We start from the raw sequence: 22,640 nt of genomic DNA on the forward strand, positions 1-22,640 counted from the left end.
TTAAAATAATTATTATCTGTACAGGGTAAAATGTCCAACAAATTCCCTATCATCTTTTTCGTCGTTAAGTTTAACTACATACCAATAATCGCCTGTTGGAAGTTCTACACCATTGTATTTTCCATCCCATTTTTCTCCAACTTTTAAGGTAGCTACTTTACGGCCATATCTATCAAAAATATTAAATGTTAAATCTTTGTATTGCGAAGTACAACCAGGTCCCCATCCATCTTGAACACCATCACCATTTGGTGTGAAATAGTTAGGTATACAAACATCAATATATTCAAAATATTTGGTTGCCGAAGCAAAACATCCGTTACTATCGGTTACAGTAACTATATAGTTACCAGATTCATAAATAATAAATGTATTGGTACTTCCGTAAGACTCGCCATTTAAAGTATAAGTGTAATCACCTGTTCCGCCAGTTGTTACAGCTAAAATTTCATTTAAACCACCATTTTCAAGTGATAATTGTAATGGTTCGTATTGACTAACATCGAAGGTTTGAGTTTGTTGAATACAGCCATTACTATGTCTGATATCAATAAAATGATTTAATCCCGGAGGCACATTTAAAAATTCGTTGCTCGATTGATAAGCGCCGCCATCCAATGAATAATCTAATTCGGTGACATCTACAAAATTAGGGTCTACAACAACAATGACGCTGTTAGTTGACAAGTTGCTGGTACAGCCATATTCTACAAATACTTCCGAAACAATTTTCACCGCTTCAGGGAAGGTTATATTCCATTCCGATTCACAACCTTGCGCATCACGAACATAAACAATATGATCGCCACCACTTAAATTATTGAAATCAAATTGTGTTTGCGTTGCTGTTCCTGTAGTGTAAGCACCATTAATATCGTCTAACGCAACACTGTAAGGTAACACACCTCCCGAAATTTCTATTGAAAATTCGCCATTCATATCGCCATCACAATATTCTGGTAAAATTGAATTTGGCACAATACTTACTATTACAGGTGAAGGTTGATCGATGGTGAAATCGATTAAAACATAACATCCTAATTCATCTTGAGCAATAGCTTGATAAGTGCCTGGAGCCAGATTTTCGAAAATAGGTTCCTCAAAAAACTGATTCATTTGAGGCGATATAGCATATTTAACTATGCCTGTTCCTCCGGTAGCCGATATCTCTAAAACTCCATCATTACCACCATTACAAGTAACATCGGTGGTTGTGTAATTAACCAATAAAGGATTTGATGGTTCTGCAATAGTTACCGTATTAGATGTTTCTTCACAATCACCACTGGTTACAAAAACTTGATAAGTACCAACTGGTAAATTTGTAAATACTCCGGGACTGTTTTGTGTTGCGGTTAAAATATCATTACCAGCAGCATCTTGTAACGTGTAGGTATAATTGCCTAAACCGCCCTGCGCTGTTGCAACAATAACACCTGTAGTATCTCCAGCACAATTAATTTTAGCGTTAGAATCGTCTATATCTATAGTTAATGGTAGTAAAGGATCTATAGTAATATCGTTTGAAACATTCGATGTACAACCATTGGTATCTCTCACATAATATCTAAAAGTACCCGTACTACCAACAGGTAGATTAATGGTTACAGATGAAGTGAAATTACCTAAAACGTTTGTAAAAGAAGGTGAATCGCTGTACTCATAAGCTCCTGTTCCTCCGGTTGCAGATAAAGTTAATGCAGAACCTGTTAAACACGTTTGTGAAGTTGCTTTAACTAACGAAGCTATGATTTGGCTTGGTTCTGTTATTACAATATCAACAGATGTTTCACTACAATTATAACCATCTGTTACGGTTACATTATAAGTTCCTGCTCCTAAACCAGAAAATACTGGCGACGTTTGTGGACCTGAAGCACTAGCAACTGGTAAAATAGTATTTAAAGTATAGGTGTAATTACTTCCTTGTCCGCCATTAACATTAGTAACCGTTATCGTCGCATTGGTATCTCCAAAACAATTTAACATTGTAATGTCTGCTGATGCTGTTAACGTAATTGGTGTCGGATTAACCAATTGAATATTCATAGATGCCAGACAGCCTTTACTATCTCTCACGCTTACTATGTAATCCCCTGCGCTTAAACCAGTAAAATTACTTGCGGTTCCAAAAGGAGTTACAACCAATCCGCCTGTAGTTTCTAATTGATATTCGTATCCACCTGGCCAACCACCAGTAGCAGTTGCCGAAATAGCCCCATCGTTATTACCGCTAATACAGGTAATTTCTGTAAAAGACGTTGTTATTGCTAAAGCAGCTGTTGGGGCTGTAATTGTAAAGTTTTTGGTAACCGAACAAAATGGTGTGTTTGTTAAAGTCGCATTTAACGTATAAGTTCCCGAAGCTAAACCTGTAATAGAAACAGAGCCTGCATTGGTAGTTGTGCCAGATGAAACTGTAACCCCTAAATTGTTAACAACGGTATATGTAAACGGACCAGCATCATTTGTAGGTGTATCTACTAAATCTACAAAAGTTACATCCACACGACCATCAATATCACTAAAACAGGTAACATCTACCACATTATCGATTATAATATCGAATGTATTCGGATTATTAACATAATGAACCGTTTGTAAACTACATCCCGTATCTACATTTTCAACAGTGATGATATAATTTCCAATTGGTAAGGCTGTGAAAACGCCTGTATTATTGGTTTGTGTTGATAAGATTCCGTTGGCATCTTCTAGAGTAAACAATAAATTAGCTGGGTTTCCGCCTGTTGTTGTAACAGATACCGTGATATCTTCATCATTCGTACAAGTAATACCTTGATCGATAGTAACTAATAAATCATCTAAAGATATAAACGGATTAACGGTTGCAGTTGTAGTTCCTAAACAGCCATTATCGTCGTACACATTTATAGTGAAAGATCCTCCCAAAAGGTTTGGAATGGTATACACATTATTAGAGCCCGATTGAACAATAACGCCATCGGCATCTCTAATAAATTCATATTTTGTATAATTTCCTAAACCACCTGTAACACCCGTAACACTTATAGAAGCATAAGTAGATGTATTGGTATTGGCAGTACAAGCATATTCTTGAACTGTTGGTGCCGAAACTACAATAGAGTTTGGTGCTGCAACTGTTACAATTTCTATAGCTGTACAACTTCTTCCCGAAGTTACCTCAACAGTATAGTTACCCGCAGCTAAACCTGTAAATATATTTGAAGCTTGCGAAGGATAGGTTGTTGGACCAGCTATAATCGCATACGTGTACAACGGATTATTATTTGAGGCATCTAAATTAACAATAATAGACCCATCTGAACTTCCTGCACAACTTACAGCTGTAGTTGTGGTTGTAAAACTAACAGGTGTTGGAGCATCTAAATTAACATTTACCGTATTGGTACAATTGGTAACAACATCTGTAATGGTTACTGTATATGGAGTTAACGCTGCTAAACCAGAAAACACATTGCCTGTTTGCGTGATAGCCGCTGAAGGACTAATAGCAAAGGTATAATTGCCAGAACCTCCAAAACCAGTTACTGTAATTTCGCCATCATTATTAGTACAACTTGGTAATGCATTTATAGCAGCCGAAATATTTAAAGGTGCATAAATTGTAATTGGAGTCGTGTTTGTAAACGTACAACCGTTAGCATCTTTTATAGTAACATTATAAGTTCCTGGATTTGTTACCGTAAAGGTTGGACTCGTTTGAAAACCATTTCCGATAGAATATTCAAACGGTGCTATGCCTGACGGATTTGTAACAGTAAATGTAAAGGCATCGCCATTTAAATTACATTGATTTGCAGCCAATACTGGCACATCAACCCTTGGTAATGCATCGTTAGAAATAACAACATCTATTTGAGCCGTACATCCCTTACTATCTAAAACCCAAACATCCCAGTTTGTATTTGTTGAAGGATTTAATACCGCTGTTGCTGAATTCGTGTAATCTGATACTGTTGGTGTCACACCATCTTGAACAAAAGCATATTGATAAGGCGCTGTACCATTTGAAGCTTCTACAGTTACTTGTGCATCGGCATTACAATTAGCATTGATATTATTGGTTTCAGTAAGTGAAAGCAAAACAGGTTCACTAACATTAATGCTTGCTGTAGCCGTACAACCTGTAAGGTCATCGGTAACAACAATGGTTTGATTTCCTGCTGTTAGCCCTGTAAGATTAATAACGGCATTGGTTTGTCCTGTTATTGGCGATCCACCATTAATAGTATAGCTATAAGTTCCAGAAAAATTAGACACATTAAAATCTACTGCACCATCATTACCACCGGTACAACTTACATTATTTGCTAATAAACCAAAAACCGAAATATTTGTAACTGGTGTTATTGTATACGATTCTGTGTAATAACATCCGTTTACATCGGTAACTGTGAACACATAAGTATCGGGAGCCAAACCATTAAATACACCTGTTGTATTTGAAGTGGCACTTGCTACTGGTGATACAATTTCATACGTAAATGGTGCAGTACCATTTGTAGGCGTTAGGCTTATATCGCTGGTAGTATTAACACATGTAATATCGGTTGCCGAAAAATCTAAATCGGTTGGCGCATCTAAAGCAGGAACTAAAACATCTACTGAAGTTGTACTAATACATCCATTAGCATCTTTTACAAACACGGAAACGGTTCCAGAATTATATGTATTGAAGATGTTTGTAGACGTATAATTTATACCTCCATCAAAACTATAGGTATAAGGTGCTGTTCCTCCAATGCCTGTAATCGTTACTGTTGCCGGTTGTGTTGCATTCCCAACACCACAAGTTAATCCCTGTGTTAAAATACCACTTCCAGATACTGGAGTTGGTTCTGTTATGGTTACTGAGATAGGTAAAGATTCACATGATTTACTATCTCTAACAACTATATTATAAGTGCCCGCAGACAAACCATAAAATGCATTTGAAGCTTGAAAGGCACCACCATTAATACTATATTCAAATGGAGGTACGCCTGCTGTTGGAGTTACAATAATGCTTCCGTCTGCACCCAAATTACAAGAAACATTGGTTTGTGCTGTTGTAATTGTTGGCGTTACTGGAGCTTCAACCGTAATAACAGCCGATTCTGCTGTACAGGATTGCGAATTAGTGACTCTAAATTGATATGTTCCATTAGTGGTTGCTGTGTATGAAGCACTTGCAATGGAAACATAGCCTGTATTATTAAAATTAACTTCGTAACTATATGGACCAACGCCTGTGCCACCTGAAGGTGTTAAATCGATAATAGCATCTGGAGTTACTGTACAATCTAATTCCTTAGACAATACGGCATCTAACAATAACGGCGGATTAACCACATAGGTATCAGAAACCATACAACCATTACCGTCTTTTATACTTACAGTATAACTACCTGCAGCAGTTAATATGAAATTAGGATTTGATTGGTAAGCTCCCCCAATACTATAAGTTAATGGTGCTATTGCTAAACCTGAACCTTCTACTAAAGTAATGTTTAAAGGTGTACCATCGAAACACTGTGCTGCAACAGGATTAATTGTTGGTAACGGATCTAAAATTATAGTTTCAGTTACGGATTTAATACAACCATAAGCATCTCTAACGTAGATATCATAATCGCCCGCAGGAAGATTAAAGGTATTGCTGGAATTCCAATTAGTATCTACTACAGGATTACCCGTTACAACTGCTTGGTATTGATAAGGAGACGTTCCGTTTTGAGCAATGGCGGTAATTACACCTAATTCGTTACAGTTTTCATTTTTGGTTGACGCAGCAGTTAAACTTAAATCTATAGCCGATTCTGTAATATTAAATGTGGCTGTTACAACACTACAACCTGCGTTTGCTCCCGAAGTTTCCTCGATAACAACAACATAATTTCCAAAATCAAGAGGCCCTAAATTACTCACCGATAAGGTTCCGTTAGCTGGAACATTACCAGAACCTGAAATACCTGTAGTGGTTAACGATTGCGAATTATATATTTCATAATTTACATTCGTATCTGTTAAATATATGCTGTTTATATCAAAACTTACCGAACCATCGGCACTACCTTTACAAGTAATGTTATTAGCTACAACCGCAGTAGTACTTAACGTAGAATTGGTAGGCACCGGAACATTTGATGTTTCATAATAATAACAATCGGTTAACTCATCAAAAACAATAAATGTATACGTAGCACCTGGAATTAAATTTGTAAACGTTGTATGTTTTGAAGTATCTTCATCTTGCCAAGGCGCGGTAGTTGGCGGGTTATATTGCATTCCCGGACCAGTATAAATAGCAAAACGATACGGACCACTACCACTTAATGTAGTTCCAATTGAAACCTCGGCAGTTCCTCCTGTTAAACAGTTTGCCGTTGCACTTATATTAATATCTAAATCGTCTGGTGGCGATGCCACTAATATATTTTGTTCTCTATAAGAACATCCATTAGCATCGGTAATAATAATTTCATATAAACCAAAATCTACAACTTCAAAAACTTGTGTTGTACCTGTTTGGTTGGTTAATTCTTGATTATAACCATTTACTCCAGTTACATGATAAGTATAATTTGGAGTACCACCACTTACGCTGTTAATTATTATTTGTCCTAATGAAACACCTCCTGTGCCACAAGTAATTGGGTCCACATCAAAATCTAATACAATTGGTGTAGGTTCAAGAATACTTGTTGTTTGAGTAGCTTCACAACCTTTAGCATCGGTTACAGTAATTACATAATTACCAGCTGCTAAGCCCGATGTTTGAGTGCCATAATTAGTTCCTGTGGTAGTATTTGTTACATTAATTACAAAAGGTGCTAATCCAGATGACGTATCGATGCTTACATCAATAGCGGCCGACTCTTCATTACTACAAGAAATAAATTGTGTTTGCGTAACATTTAAAATTACCGGATTGACAGCATCGGTAACTGTAACAGCATTAGTAACAATATTACATCCATTAGCATCGGTAATTCTAAATTGATAGGTACCAGCTACAGACGTTGTAAAAGGAGATCCCGAGATATTTGAATAGGTCGAACCACCATCATTACTTACTTCATAGGTATATGGAGCATTCCCGCCAGAAACTGAAATAGTTATGGAAGCTTCAGCAGGTGCCGAACAAGTTATATCTTTAGTTAATAAAACGTTTGCAGTTAATGGCGGATAAATATCGGTTGTAGTCACACTAGTAGCTGTACAGCCATTTCCATCTCTAATGGTTATGGTATAATTTCCTGGAGCATTAACTACAAATGTTGGGCTCGATTGGAAAGTAACTCCCCCATTAATACTATAAGCTAAAGGTGCTACACCAGTTCCCGAAACGGTAAAAGTAAAACCAGAACTTACCGAACACTGATTGGATACTGATGGAGCGGTAACCGTTGGTAAGGCTTCTTCAATAATAGTTACGGTTGTAAAGGTTTCACAACCATTAGCATCTTTAACATATACATCCCAAACCATATCTGTTGCCAAATTGGTATCAACATTTAAAATATTGGAACTTGTATAATCTGCTGCGTTCGGGGTTAAGCCAGAACTTACTGCTGCATACGTGTAAACAGGTGTTCCTCCCGCAGCAGTTATTGTAATTTGCGATGCGTCATTATTACAATACACATTGGTTGCTGTTGCGGTAACAGATAAAGGTAACGCTGGCTCTGTAATTATAACCGTTTCTGTGGCAACACAGCCCGTAACCTCATCGGTTAAAGTAATAACTTGTGACCCGGCAGCTAACCCTGATAATGTAATAGTTGCATTAGTTTGACCAGTAACAGGTGTTCCTCCATTAATGGTGTAAGCATAAGTAGAGGCAAATCCGGAAACGTTGAATTGCACTGCTCCTGTGGAATCGCCATTACAAAGCACATCGCTTAATTTTAAACTCGTAACGTTAATATTGGTTACCGGATTAATGGTATAAGATTCTGTGTAATAACAACCATTAGCATCAGTTACTCTAAAAATATAAGTTCCCGGTACTAGGTTATTAAAGATATTAGACGTTTGTGGCGCAATTACAATAGGTGAAGGCGCTATGGTTTCATATTGTAAAATACCAACGCCATTGGTAGCCGTTAACGTTGCGGTGGCCTCTGGAGTAAGACACGTAACATCTGTAACTACAAAAGATAAATCTGTTGGAGCATTTAAAGGCTGTAATGTAATATCCTGTGGCGCTGTTAAACATCCGTTGGCATCTCTAACAACATACGAAAATGTTTGAACTGTTCCGTTATCGGTTACTGTTAAAGTATTTTGTGAGGTAAAAGACGACCCACCATTAAAACTATATGTGTATGGCGGCGTTCCTGTAGTAGGCACATCAATTGTTATAGTCGCATTTAAACTTGTATTGGTAGTGCTACAGCTAAAAGCGGTTGCGCTTGCAGTGGCCGTTATTGCTGTTGGTTCTGTAATAGTTACGGTTACAGAATTAGTACAATTATTACTATCCTGAACATAAAAAGTATAGGTCCCTGCTGTTAACCCACTAAACATATTATTGGTTGAAAAATTCACATTATCACTGCTAAACGTATAGCCTCCAGAACCCCCTGAAGCAAGTAATTGCAACGTGCCATCTGAATCTCCATTACAGGTTACTTGTGTTGTATTGGTTGTTACTGTTGGTGTTGTAAGTGCATTAATGTTTATTACATTCGATGCAACTTTACAACCTTGAGCATCGGTAACTTCAAATTGATACGAGCCATCTGTTGCAGTGTTTAAGGTGAAGGTATTTCCAGTTAAAACAACACTGCCGGTTCCTTGTAATAATGTTACTGTATAAGGTGCATACCCTTCAGAAATAGTTCCAGATATGACTGCTTCGGGTGATGCAGAACAATCCAAAGCTTTGGTTAATTCAACAGAAACTGCAACCTGAGATGCAATAACTTCTGTTGGTAGTATAACGTCACATCCGTAGGCATCTCTAACAATAATATCGTAGGTTCCTGGTATTAAATTATTGAAGATTGGTGACGCTTGATAAGCGCTTCCGTTGATATTGTATTCATAAGGAGCTTGTCCACCTGCTGCTAATACTTCCAATGATGCACCGTTAGAAGCATCAAAACAATAGTCAGCATTTATAATATTTGCGGTTAAAGGAGTGTTGGCAACAATATTAATTGGGGTGGTTGCTGTACATCCGTTAGTATCTGTAACGCGTGCAATATAATTCCCTGCCGCCACATCGGTTAAAATACCATTATTTGGTATTGCTGAAACTAAACTTAAAGTGGCTGCATCTAATAATTCATAATTGTATGCTGGTGTTCCGCCTGATGCAGTTACAGTAACCGTCGACCCTGTTAAACATGTTATAGGCGTAGCAGTTGCCGAAACACTTAAAGGCGTTGGCGCTGTAATGGTTTGAGACAACGAAACGCTACAGGTATTTGGTGCATCATCATAACGCACTTGAATCGTATAGGTTCCTTCATTTAAATTTGAAATGGTAAATGGAGATGTTAATTGATTTATCCAAGTTGCTCCATTATCTAATGAATAATCAAATCCGTTTACAGGATCAAAATTTTGTGCTGAAACGGTTATAGAACCATCTACATCCCCAGAACAATTAACATTTGAACTACTAAGTATTTCAGCTGAAAATGCTTGCCCAGACTGAATAATAAATGGAAAATCTTCTTGAGTGATACAAGTAGATGGTAATTGATATACTTCTATATCATCAACCGCAAAATCAATACCATTAACTTGGGCAATTTCTAAACGTAACACAAAATCTAGTGTTGTATTATTTCCCGGATTTATGGTTTTATTAAATTCTACCCAGCCATTGGTTTTTGGAATACCACCAGTAGATTCAGATGATAAAGCCACACCATTACTATCTTGTAATTCTACAGTTAAAGAGGCATCGGGTTGTGTATTTCCTACTTTTAATAAGTTTGTAGCAAAGAAACGCACTTGTATGGGCTGATTAGGAATAATATCGTAGATACGTTTTCTATAAACTACCGCGTTGTTTGGTATGGCAAATCCAGCATCAACAGCTAAAAATCGACCTGGAATACTTCCTGTGGTATGATCTACAGGATTCCACCATCCTATATAAGGATTGTTTCTAAGTTCGTTAGTAACGGTATACTCGCCATTACCAAAAAGTCGATTGCCGTTACATTTGGTAGCTTCAACTTGTCTTTCAAAACAGAAATTCGGATTAATACCTGGCGATGTTACATCGGGACCAGAACCAAAATCTTCAAACAATAAATTACTATAGGTTGGTACGGTTTCTAATTTATAAGTAACACTTATGGTGTGATTACCTTCAGAAACATTTAAAAACGTTTTAGGATCGGCAAGATTTGGATTTTCAACACCATCTAATAAATACCCAAAAGAATACGTATTCGAACTTGAGTTAGTTACGGTTACCGTGGTATTTCCTGTCCCATCACAGTTATAATCGGGATCTGACACACTAATTGTTGGTGCAATAGGCTGTGGATCTATTATAATACCTGGCATGGAATAAATACATCCGTTAGCATCGCGAATATATAAGGTATAGGTTCCCGAAGGTAAATAAGCTTCATTGGTAGTTACCCATGTGGTTTGATTATCGAAACTATACTCGAAAGGCGGTGTTCCGCCTTGCGGATTTGTAATACGTACTTTACCCTCGCCTGCCGGTCCGCAACCAGCTAATTCTGAAACGCCTGCCGAAGCTGTTAATCCTGTATTAGGCTCTGTAATTACTAAATCTTCGAAAGTACTAAAACAGTCTTCACCATTTAAAGCATACTTGATACCTACTTGATAAAGGCCTTGTGTTAAATTGTAAAACGTCGGGTTTGATGTATAGGTTACGCCATTATCAATACTATATTCTATAGCATAACCGTTGGCATTTGTTACATTGAAATTAATCGTACCCGTATTATCGCCCGTACATAAAATATCTGTTTGGTTTACAGTGTATGTTGGCGGTGTGATGCCAACAACATCTATAGAAGCATTTGTAGAACAGTTATTAAAATCTACAACCGTAATATTATAAGTTCCTGCAGAAGGCACAGCTATTTCTGGATTGCTTTGAGAAATTGAAGCCCCATTTACAAAGTACTCGTAAGGTGGTGTCCCTCCTACCGGATACACTGTAATTTCACCATCGGTACAAGTTAAGGCTTTGGTTAAAGCTACTGTAGCAGTTAAAACTGGCGGGTTAATTATAGTGATATCTTCGGTAAATGTACAGCCATCATCTGTAGTTACTGTAACAGTATAAGTGCCTGGGTTTAAATTAGCAAATGTGTAATCACTTTCTAAAATTGGCCCTACACTATTTATTAAAGTACCACCTTGAGAAATGCTGAAGTAATATTGAGGTAAAGCATCGTTTGCAGCTAATATTACAGAACCCTTATCGCCATTACAGCTAGGCTGATTTACTATGGTAGTTACCGTAAAATCACGTTGTCTTATATAAACATCTGGAACCGAAAAAATACAAGGATTTGTATCGACACCAACCTGTCTGATATACACGGTGTAATAACCCGGTGTTGCAATATCAAATATATTGGAAGCCTGATATGGCCCGGCAGGATTTAAACTATATTCGTAACCCGATGGCACACCACCAACAGTAATTTGTCCGTTAGTTGTACATAATATATCTCTTGCCGTTGCTGTAGGGTTTAATAAATTCTGATATACATTGAAGTAAAATATACTAAAACAACCACCAGGATAATTAATAACTAACCTAAACTGCCCCGACGTATTTGCTGTGTAATTAGCGCCTGTACCTACTTGATTCCATGAACATGCAGGGTTTTCGTTAGCACATTCTTCAATAATTTGAGCATCACAGCTGGCTTCATTTAACTGTTCCCAAATAATTGAAGTCGCATCGCTAATACCTGTTTCAATTAAACGGGTGGCATTAGCACCACACAAGAAAATATAGGGTAACACTTTTCCATCATTCGGACAAATAGGTGTTAAATCGGCGTAAGGTATTACCGGATTTGTAATGGTATTTCCATAAGCAATAACTGTTATTTCTTCTTGAATTGAAACACAAGTAGCCGATGTTGTGTTTTGAACGTAGTAAGTACCTGTTTCTGTAGCCGTAAAAGTTTGTCCGGTTCCTATAACGGGTGTTCCTGACGCATTTCTAGACCATGAATACGAATCGTACCCATCGGCAGCATTTAAAATAACGCTAGCGCCACAAAGCACTTCATTTCTTTTAAACTCACAATTAGAAATATCTACTAAAAAATTGGTAGAACCTGGCGTTCCTAAACATTCTGTGGTAGCAAAACTACCTTCGTCCTGAATTACATTTGTATTTATAACTCCTCTATATGTGGCAAAAGCCTGATTCATAATTTCGTTTGAACAGGCTGTACTTAAATCGTAGCAATTGGGAACTATTTGAACGGCAATCCGTATCACAAAAACGGGGTCGTTCACCTCTACAGATGTGTCTGGAATATTAAAAATAAGGGTGCGTGTTACGGGGTCGTACGATTGTAAAGTCGCGCCACCAGCATTGGTTAAATCGAGATCGGTATCTGGATTAAAAACTATATTTTGTGGTAAGGCATCTTTAATAGTAAACTGTGTAACATTATCGTTTCCTGTACTTTGATACGATATTTCGTAAAATAAATTCTGACCCAAATAAACGTCATCGCCATCAATTTCATTACCCGCATCATCTTCTACGATTTTTGTTAAGTTAATGTCTGGTGCAATAATATCGACTGCAAAAGCACTAAAAAATGCAAAAATAGGATCTGCTTGTCCGGGTGCCACCTGAAGCGAAAAATTAGCATTAGAGACATTGTTTTTTATATACTCGGGTTCTGAATTTAAGATTTCTAAAAAACCGGTATCGTAACCTAAGGTGTTACTGCCATCTGGGTTTCTAGGATTCGAAACACCATTGGTATTTTCTATTACAGAACCAAAAAACTTATTGGCTGGTCCGCGTAATGGCGTTGTAACTTCTTTTCCGTTAATTTCTAATTTTGTAGCACGCTTGGTTCTATCGCCATCTAAGGCTGCATAAGCAAATTGTAAATCTATATTGCCAACAGGTGGTGTTGTAAAACCTGTTACATCAACCTGCGTGAAATGGTCTTTATTAACATGCGCAAAACCATCGAAAGTGGTAATGGATTTGGTGTGTAAACTAGGATCTTCATAAATAATAAATAACGTCCAACCGGCACTTAATCCCGTTGAATTATTAAACCCTAAACTCGATGTTACATTGGCTGTTGTATAAAACCCTTCAATATCTGAAACTCCTGTAAATAAATTCGTTACATCGGCGTAACAGGCATAAGGCGTATTGCCTGGTTCGTTTCTTTCGGCAGGAATTGGATCTACAATAGCATCGTAAACAACTTCACCTGTAATATCAATATAAGTGCTTGCCCCAGGTAATTTAAATTTAACTTTATTAATATCCGATCGACTCCCACTTTGCAAAACTGCACCCCAATACAATGCTGCATATGCTACTCTATAACAAGTTGTTGCACTACCATCTTCGTGTGGTGGTAACAACAATTCGGCGCTACTAGAACTAAATGTAGAAGCATCTGCATCTATATCTATGTATTGCATTGAAATATCCTGATTGTCTTTGGTTGCATCGTTAAATGGTAAATTATCCTGACCCAGGATATTATTTCCAATTACTAACATACTCCCTTTTATATCAATATTTTTTCTGGCAGTAAACGGTTTATAGTTTTGGGCAATACTATTTAAACCAAAAAATAAGAATACAAAAATGACTCCAATTTTAAATAAAGTAGGTTTTTTCATGGTTGGTTATTATTTAACAATTTCTATGACTCAGATTTGGGGGTTAAATCATAAAAAATGATATACTTAGGGTTATTTCATAAAATTAATTCTCAATTTTCACCATATACATTTTTCCATTGTATGGTTTACTATCTTTTTGTGCCATGGCTTGATTTGCACTTTCTAAATCATTAAAACTCTCGTAATAGATGTAATACTTACTTGTTGCTACATCAAAGAAGAAATTAATATTTTTCTGTCCAGAAGCCACTGCTTTTTCTAAAAAGGCATCACGCTTTTCTACATCGTCATGCACGGCCAATACTAAGTAAAAATCGCTATTTACATTTTTAACACCTTTAATAATTTGTATGTTATTACTTTGCACATCACCAAAATCGAAATCTTTAGCCTCTAAAGGTGCTGAAGCGATTTCTGTGTTGTTTTTTATCGCTTCTAAACGCGCTCGGTCTTTATTATATCGAGCTTCTGCATTGTCGTATGCCGCACGTTTAATACGACGTTTACGCTCTATTTCGGTAGCGACTTTAATGGTTTCTAAAGTAGATACCAATTCTGCTTTAGCTCGTGTTGTTTGCGCTTGTTCTGTTTTTAATACCTCTAACGCTTTTAAGTAATACGTATTTATAGAATCGTTTTTAGTTTTTATGGTTTTAACACGCTCGCTATATAATTTTTCTAATTGAGCTATTTTTTCTCTCTGATTATTAATGGCGTTGTCTAACTCGTCTTTTAAACTTTCGATGGCCGCATTTTCTGCAGAAACACTTTTAAATGGTTTTGGCTCGGAATAAATGCCTTGTTCACTTAAATCGTTTTCTTCTTTTAAATCGTTTAAATCTTTTTGTTTAACGGCAACCGTTGCTTTTAATTTAGATAATAAATTTTGTTGCTCTAATTTAGAAGCTTCTGTTACTTTCTCTAAATTCTGCATAGACTGCGCAATCTTATCCAATGGCTTTTCTTCGGCTCTTGCTTTGGCAGCTTCCTGTTCTAATTGCATTTTTGCAGCCTCTTCAGCTTTTAAACGCGCTGCTTCTTCGGCTTGTTTTTTAGCATTTTCTGCTTCCAGTGCTTGCTTACGTGCCAGAGCCAGAGCCGCTTCTTTTGCTTTAGCCTCGGCTGCTGCTTTTTCTTTAGCGAGGGCTTCTGCTTTTGCTTTAGCGTCTTCCTGAGCCTTTAACCTAGCGGCCTCGGCTGCTTTTTGTCTTGCTAAGGCATCGGCTTTGGCTTTCGCATCGGCAATGGCTTTTAGTCTGTTAGCTTCTTCCTCGGCTTTTTTGGCTTGTTCAGCTTCTAAAGCCTGTTGTTTCGCCAGTGCTTCGGCTTCAGCTTTAGCTATAGCATCTTCATCTGTAGTTTTTTCATCTACTACAACTTTTTCGGTAGCTATTGGTGTTTCTTTTGCTGGTTTAACAGCTGTTGGTTTTGGTTTGGTTGTTCGAGGTTTTGCCGCTATAAAACGTTTCTTTTTTTGCTTCGGAATGATTAAAGCTTCCTCCTGGTCATCGTCACTGTAATTATAGCGTTCTCGTTTATTAAATTTGTATGCCAGTGTAATTTCGTGCGAATTTCCGAAGGAAACCAAATCTCCCATAGACTTTTCAAAATTATATTCTATAGAAATATTACTGCTTACGTTTAATCCCAGTCCGCCTGAAACACCATACAAGGTATTATACCCCGCTTGTGCCCAGATGCCTTTAGGTACGGTAAGCATTACCAAACCCGATAACACCGTTTTGTCTTTTTTAAGATTGGTTGTAACCAATGTTGAAAATTTACTTTCATCGAAAAAACCGCGGGTTTCTAAGTAGCCCGTGTACATGGCATGCAACTGAATGCTTTGCTCTGGATTTTCTTTAATAATTTCTGAAGTTTTAAAATTATAAGTTACCAGATTGTTTAAAGACACCCCGAAATCTAAAAACAAGGTACCATAGTTAATACCCGGATTAATACTTACCAATAAATTTGATGGGATATTTTGCAGCGACGGATCGTCGAAATTTGTTTGAATTCTACCTTGATTGATTCCGCTGTTATAAACACCTAAATTCATACCAAAAGTAAGATTACTATCGCGGTCTAAAACAGCGTTATAGGCAAAATTCACTATACCTCCAAAGGTTGTTAAAACACCATAATCTTGTTGAAATAAGCCAATACCCATACCTGAATTTTCACTTAATCGCCCAGAATAACTAAATAAATTGGTTTGAGGAGCATCTTCAAACTGCGTCCATTGTTTTTTGTTGGTAAAACTAAGGTATCGGTTTTGCTCTCTCACAAAACTAAACGTTGGGTTTAGGGCGTATCTATTAAATTTAAAAGAATTCCTAACCGGAAGATCTAATGAAACCACACCATCATTTTGCGCCACCAATTGTTGCACAAAGCAAATAAGCAAAATAATATGTAGCAGATATCCTTTCATTATTATTTTACGATGGTTATAGACCCTTTTTTAACTTGCTTATTAGCTGTGGTTATTATGTAATAGTACACTGGGTTTATAGCATTAAACCCTATTTGTTCGGTGGGCCAGTTGTTTTGATAATCGGTGGTTGAAAAAACAACTTCACCTCTAGAAGTCATAATTACAACTTCGGTGTTAGAGCCACTTACATAAGCCTGTGGTATAACCCAAGTATCATTTATGCCATCGCCATTAGGACTAATAAGATTTGGAATTTTTTCAACATTAGGAAATGGTTCGGTAATGGGTAAATGTAAATTCATTGGAAGCTTGGCAACCCGAAGTTTGATTTACTACCACTTTATACACACCAAACTGACTCGCCGTATAGGTATTACCAGAAGCATTAGGTATAACAATGTCATTTAAATACCAAGTAAATACGGGGTTTACAGCATCGGTTGTTATGGTTGCTGTTATAGTTTCCCCTTCATTTAGATTATTTATTTCAGGAACATTAATACTGCTTGAAAATCCGGTAGTTTCTAAATCTATTGAAGCAGTCGATGTACAACTGTCTAAATTAACCACAACATTATAAGTACCCGATTCGCTTGTTTTATACATTTGGCTGGTCGCGCCTGCAATGAGTTCGCCATCTTTATACCACTGGTAACTGCTACCATTAATGGTACTTAAAGTGGTTTCACCTTCGGCAGCACAATAGGGGTTTCCTAAACTAGAACTGATGGCTGTATTGGTGGTTCCTGAGGTTGCTTCCGATATTTTTACACGGTTTGAAAACGAGTTGGAAGTACAGCTTCCATAATTGGTTTCGGCAAAATAAGTACCAGGTTCTGAAACCGATAAAGTTTCACCTGAAGCTACAAAAACCGAGGTCGTGGCGCTGGTTTCTTTGTACCAGTTAAAAGTAAGCGAAGGATATTTTAAAGGCGAATCGTTATCGGCGTTACCCGGATTATCGATGGTTAATAAATAACTACCGCCAGAACAATACACACCTGTTTCTACTAAATTATTAATTGAAAATGGCGTATCCTGTATTTTGTAATAAGCCGCAAATGCATTCGAGCCTGTGCTAGATGCTACAGGCGATGTGCTTTTTATTTTAACTTTAAAGGCCTCTCCTGCTATGGTATTTGGTAACGAAAACCCTATGGTTGCTGGTGAGGTGGTAATTTCACCCTGATTAGATGTGTAAATTACTGTAGGATTGGTAAAATTGCCAGCCTCGTCTGATAATTCTATAATAAACTGATTGGTTGCTGTTAATTCGGTTTCGGGAGAAAAAGTAAATGTAACATAGTAGGTATTAAATGACGGACTTGCACAAGCCTGCGTAAAACCTAAGTTAGGTTTACTAATTACTATTTGTGAATTAACCGTTTCAGTGAATGAAAAAATTAATAAAACTACAATATTAATGATAGTAAAGTTTCTCATAATAAATTAGTTTCTTTTTAAATAAAAATTCTAATGAGAGAATTATCATTCCAACCTAAAAAGTAAGAATCCTGTAGTTTAATGTTTTACAATAGCGATTTATTTAAAAGTTAATTATGAGAGTGAATAGCAATTTAAAAGGTTATTATTAATTATCTTCTATTATTAAATCTTCTGCAGCAAACTGTTCTTTAGTTGCAATAATTTTATTAATTCTTAGTCTAAAATCGGGTCTTTTATTATTTTTTATATCAATAAAGGTTTCGGAGTCTTGACTTTTTGAATACACATTAAAAAAGGCACTGTTACCATACCAGTTTTCTAAATCTTCGTTATTAGAATTGTTTTCAACAAAAATGTTTCCTTTACAATTATTGAAATACATGTTCGAGAATTTTATTTTTTCTAAGTTATACTGATTGATACTGATGGTATTTTGAAAAATAACTGCGGGATTAAAACCTGAAATAACACTTTTATCCATATGTAATGAAGCATTTTCTGAAACGTAAACCGCTTCTTTAACCAATCCTTTTTCTATATCGTCTTTTAAATTATCACTTTCATTGTAAAACGTTAAGTTCCTAGCAGTTAAAACTGTACCCGATTTAGAAAAATCGACTTCTTCCTTTTTCTCAAAAGAAGCAACCTCTAAACATCTAGATCCTGAACTGTTAGAACTAAAAGGCGATCTAACTGCTAACGAATTTTGTAAAACACACTGCGCCCCATAGTTAAATTTATAATCGTTGGTGCTGGCTCTGTAAGACACTATTTTATTTAATTTCAAATCGCCACCCCAAACTTCAACCGAATTTCCAGCAGCATAACTAATCATAATATTATTAATAGTGGTATTGTTACCAACACCTGCCAAAAACAAGCCGTTTACATATTTATTGTTTTTTAAACGTTTACCTGCATACTCAATTCTAACAAATTTCATAATACCAGAATTGCTATCGTTGCTGTCGCCTCCAAAATTGGTGTGGCTGTAAGACACTGTTTTTAGATCTGAATAATAAGACGCTACCGAACCATTACCAAAACGGTTAGTCGGTGCATTACCAAGAATAATGATACCACCCCAATCGCCAGGACGTTTTTGAGTTTTACTAGAAGTAAAAATAATAGGATCGGTTTCTAAGCCTTTAGCAATTATAGAAGCTCCTCTTGTTATGGTTAACGACGCTTTCGTATCGTAATCGCCACGAATAACCGTACCAGGTTCTATGGTAAGGGTTGCATTATTGGTAACAAAAACATTTCCTACTAGCAAATACGTTTCACGCTTGCTAAGTTTAGTATCTTCGGTGATGTTTCCTGTTAATATTTGGGTAGGTTCATCGTAATCTTCTTGATTAGGATTAAACTCTGTCCAGTTATATAGCCAGTTATTACTACCTACAATTCCTTTTTCCTGTTGTGCAAATCCATTTTGAGAAAAAACAAAAAGGAAAATTAATGAGATTAGAGTAACTTTTTTCATGATAAATATTTTTGTCATTAAAAACTAAATAAGATTTTTCAACGAATTAATGTTCGAATGTATAAAAAAATCCCACGAAATACCAATTTTTTCGATAAAATACATAAAATTAACATTTTACATTAAAATTTTTATCGATAAACTACCATTTTACAATAAAAAAATGAGGTTTAAAAAAAAGACCTAAGAATATCTCTTAAGCCTTTATATACTTACATTTTACACCAAAAAAAAATTTTTAATGAAATTCGCTGTATTCGTGAAGCGATTTCATGATCTCTTCGTAAAAAAGTATGGCGGCAATTAAATTTTTGGTATCAGAATAAGGCAAAATGGTTTTTTGAAATTCTGTTGTGGCTTCTAAATAATCGGCTGTTGCTTCAAACTGACTATCTAATATTTTTCTATTATCGTTTGTATTTGGTATACCTAAGGTAGTCATGGTAACTCCTGGCTTGGTAGCAAATGCAATATATGGTAGCGTTTCAACCAGGCTTTGAATTCTTTCAATATACAAGGTTAACAACTCGCCTTTTTGCATGCGTTCCAGCTCGTCGTTACTATGATATTTTTTAATAGCTACTTTTTCGCTAATAATACTTTTGGCTTCTTTTTTACTTTGGGCAAAGCCAATACCTGTACATAAACAGAAACTAAATACTATAATTTTTAAGTTCATATCTGTGGTTTAGGGGATTTTATAATACAAACATATGTAATTAATCGTTAAAAAAAAGCATTTTATCGTATTTTTTGAAAATATTTATTTTTTGGTAAGAAATATATTTCAAATAAAATAATAATGTTGTTTCATGGTGTAATAACACACTCAAGGCGATTGTTTTAGGAACAAATAAAGCCTGATTCATTTTTATATAGATATACAGTGTGTAGTATTTTTTAATTACAATTCGTATTGTTGTTTTTTGTATGAACGAATATACATATATTTACTTCCTGAATTTACGGCAAGATATATTTAGATTGATTGTATTTTGTTGTTGGCATAATTAGAATGAAACCGAAAATAGCTGTAGGAATTTTAATCATTTTCTGTTTAGCAGAAATAAGACCGCTATTGCCCTATTTGGAATATTATGTTAATTACGAATACATTTCAAAAGTGCTTTGTATTAACAAGGAAAAACCTATGTCAACCTGTAACGGAAAGTGCCACTTAAGTCAGCAACTGAATGAAGCTCAACAAACCGAAAAACAGGATAAAAAAATACCGGTAGTCGAGCAGGAAAGAATTCCAATGATTATTTATAATTCTGAACTTCCAAAATTTTTGATAACCGTTTCAGATGCTAAACAATATTTTGCATTTTATCAATTTTCAATAAAATATTTGTCCATTTCGCCTCCTACACCACCACCAAAATGTTAATTGAACCTCAAGATAGCTTCAAATTTATTGGAGACTTTTTAAATATTTAATTTCAATTAACTAAAAGTAAAAAATGTACAAAAAGATTATGTTGCCCATTTTGGGAGCAATTTTGCTATGCTCTAATTTGGCAATAACACAGGAAAATCAATGGAATTCAGCAAGACCTGATGGACACGCACCTATTAGTGTAATGGGAGACCATTACCATAAAAAAGGTGAATTTATGCTTTCATATAGTTTTATGTCAATGTGGATGGAAGACAACCTAAAGTCAACTGATGATATATCTAATGAAGATATTTATCAAGATTTTATGGTTGCACCACAAAAAATGCATATGCATATGCATATGCATATGCTTGGTTTAATGTATGCACCATCCAACCAAGTTACACTAATGGTTATGGGAAATTATATCTCAAATTCTATGGAGTTAAAGACAAGAATGGGAGTTAATTTTATTACAGAATCAAACGGTTTAGGAGATATTACTGTATCGAGTCTTATCAAAATAATGAACACTAATAGACAATCTTTACACGGAAATTTTGGGATTTCAATTCCAACAGGCGATATCGACCAACGTGATGCAACACCAATGATGAACGATGCAAAATTGGCATATCCAATGCAACTCGGTAGCGGAACTTGGGACCCAAATTTAGGTTTAACTTATTTAGGACAATCTGATAAGTTTTCCTGGGGTGCTCAATCAATGTATAAATTTAGATTGGGAGAAAACTCTGAAAATTACACTTTTGGAAATCGTTTTGACCTTGTTGGTTGGGGAGCTATTAAAATTTCAGACTATTTTAGCTTGTCAACAAGTTTAAGCTATTTTGACATTCAAAAAATAGACGGTTTTGATGCTGATTTAAACCCAATGATAATGCCATTATTCAACACGGATAATTCAGGGAGAAGTCAATTAGATGTTGGTATCGGAACAAACCTTTTCGTTCCAAAAGGAAGTTTAAAAAATTTGCGAATTGGAGCGGAAATAAAAATCCCTGCTTACCAAAAAGTAAATGGAATACAAATGAAAAACACCTTAATGGCAACATTTGGAGTTCAGAACACAATCGGACATAAAGAATAACTATGCCTAATATTGTATAAAAGCAATAGCGGTTTGGGTGCAAACTCAAACCGTTTTTTATTTTCATTTAAGTATCTTGCTTAACGAAAAGTAATTGCATAAAATCCGCTACTGCTTTTGTAAATTACCGTTTAGTATATAAAAAACATAACAAATGAATAGAACATTTTTAATTTCAGTAATTATTATAAGTTTTCAAATAGTAAATAGTCAAACTAAAAACTTTATTGACCAGCCGTATCTTGAAACTAGCGCAAAAGTTGATACATTAATAAAACCAGATATTATTTATTTAGATATTTTAATCCGAGAAAAAGATGAAAGAAACAGAATTTCTGTTGAAGAAATGGAATCAAAAATGATTCAGAAACTAAAGTCTTTCGGAATTAATACAGAAAAACAACTAACGCTCTCAGATTTAGCTAGCAATTTCAAGAAATATTTTTTAAAACAGAAAGACATAATGAAAGATAAAGCTTATGAGTTAAAGGTTTTTGATTCTCAAACCGCAGGAAAAGTATTGGTTGGATTAGAAGAAATAGGAATATCAAATGTTAATTTAGACAGGACAGAATATTCAAAAATGGAAGAACTAAAACTTCAACTTAAATTTAAAGCAGTTGAAAAAGCAAAAAAACAAGCGGACTTTTTGGTAAGGCCTTTAAATCAAAAAATAACTCGTGCTATTCATATAACCGATAAATATTATGAGACTTACAATAATTTCAAAGGAGAATTACAGGAAGTTGTCGTAGTTGGTTATTCAAGTAGAGGAAAACAAGAATACGAACCACCTACGATTGAGTTTAGACCAATCAAAGTGGAAAGTGAGGTAAGTATTAAATTTGCAATAGATTAAATACGTTAATCAACAATTTGCAACCCCAATTACGGCGGATACGAATACGTTTGAATCTACTCGGAATTC

General features: G+C 35.7%; 9 protein-coding genes. 3 read left to right on the plus strand and 6 right to left on the minus strand.

What is annotated here, in order from left to right; all coding sequences use genetic code 11:
- Positions 1 to 12: 12 nt before the first annotated feature.
- The 6 genes from AW14_RS12080 to AW14_RS12100 form a co-directional block, all read right to left on the minus strand.
- Positions 13 to 13,845, minus strand: a complete 13,833-nt coding sequence (locus AW14_RS12080) for a T9SS type B sorting domain-containing protein (protein ID WP_044639051.1) — start codon at positions 13,843 to 13,845, stop codon at positions 13 to 15.
- Positions 13,846 to 13,930: 85 nt separating this feature from the next.
- On the minus strand, positions 13,931 to 16,285 hold the full coding sequence (locus AW14_RS14720; RefSeq protein ID WP_044639052.1) for a PorP/SprF family type IX secretion system membrane protein: 2,355 nt from the start codon (positions 16,283 to 16,285) through the stop codon (positions 13,931 to 13,933).
- Positions 16,286 to 16,287: 2 nt separating this feature from the next.
- Positions 16,288 to 16,590 carry a T9SS type B sorting domain-containing protein gene (locus tag AW14_RS15135; protein WP_245617589.1) on the minus strand — a complete coding sequence of 101 codons (303 nt, stop codon included), beginning with the start codon at positions 16,588 to 16,590 and terminating at the stop codon, positions 16,288 to 16,290.
- Positions 16,553 to 17,731 (minus strand): gliding motility-associated C-terminal domain-containing protein, encoded by a 1,179-nt coding sequence (locus AW14_RS12090; RefSeq protein WP_245617590.1) that lies wholly within the window; start codon positions 17,729 to 17,731, stop codon positions 16,553 to 16,555. Before AW14_RS12090 ends, AW14_RS15135 begins: the two co-directional genes overlap by 38 nt.
- A 148-nt stretch (positions 17,732 to 17,879) precedes the next feature.
- On the minus strand, positions 17,880 to 19,220 hold the full coding sequence (locus AW14_RS12095) for a hypothetical protein (protein WP_044639053.1): 1,341 nt from the start codon (positions 19,218 to 19,220) through the stop codon (positions 17,880 to 17,882).
- Between the two features lie 238 nt (positions 19,221 to 19,458).
- On the minus strand, positions 19,459 to 19,899 hold the full coding sequence (locus AW14_RS12100; protein WP_044639054.1) for a hypothetical protein: 441 nt from the start codon (positions 19,897 to 19,899) through the stop codon (positions 19,459 to 19,461).
- 336 nt (positions 19,900 to 20,235) lie between these two features.
- Between AW14_RS12100 and AW14_RS14525 the strand changes: the two genes are divergently transcribed.
- From AW14_RS14525 to AW14_RS12115, 3 genes are all read left to right on the plus strand, one after another.
- Positions 20,236 to 20,610, plus strand: a complete 375-nt coding sequence (locus tag AW14_RS14525) for a hypothetical protein (protein WP_052647498.1) — start codon at positions 20,236 to 20,238, stop codon at positions 20,608 to 20,610.
- Positions 20,611 to 20,683: 73 nt separating this feature from the next.
- The gene (locus AW14_RS12110) at positions 20,684 to 21,712 is read left to right on the plus strand and encodes a transporter (RefSeq protein ID WP_044639055.1); all 1,029 of its coding nucleotides are present in this window, start codon (positions 20,684 to 20,686) and stop codon (positions 21,710 to 21,712) included.
- Between the two features lie 154 nt (positions 21,713 to 21,866).
- Positions 21,867 to 22,571, plus strand: a complete 705-nt coding sequence (locus AW14_RS12115; RefSeq protein WP_044639056.1) for an SIMPL domain-containing protein — start codon at positions 21,867 to 21,869, stop codon at positions 22,569 to 22,571.
- Positions 22,572 to 22,640: the final 69 nt, after the last annotated feature.

It is taken from the genome of Siansivirga zeaxanthinifaciens CC-SAMT-1 (genome assembly GCF_000941055.1).
In the GTDB taxonomy this organism is placed as follows: domain Bacteria; phylum Bacteroidota; class Bacteroidia; order Flavobacteriales; family Flavobacteriaceae; genus Siansivirga; species Siansivirga zeaxanthinifaciens.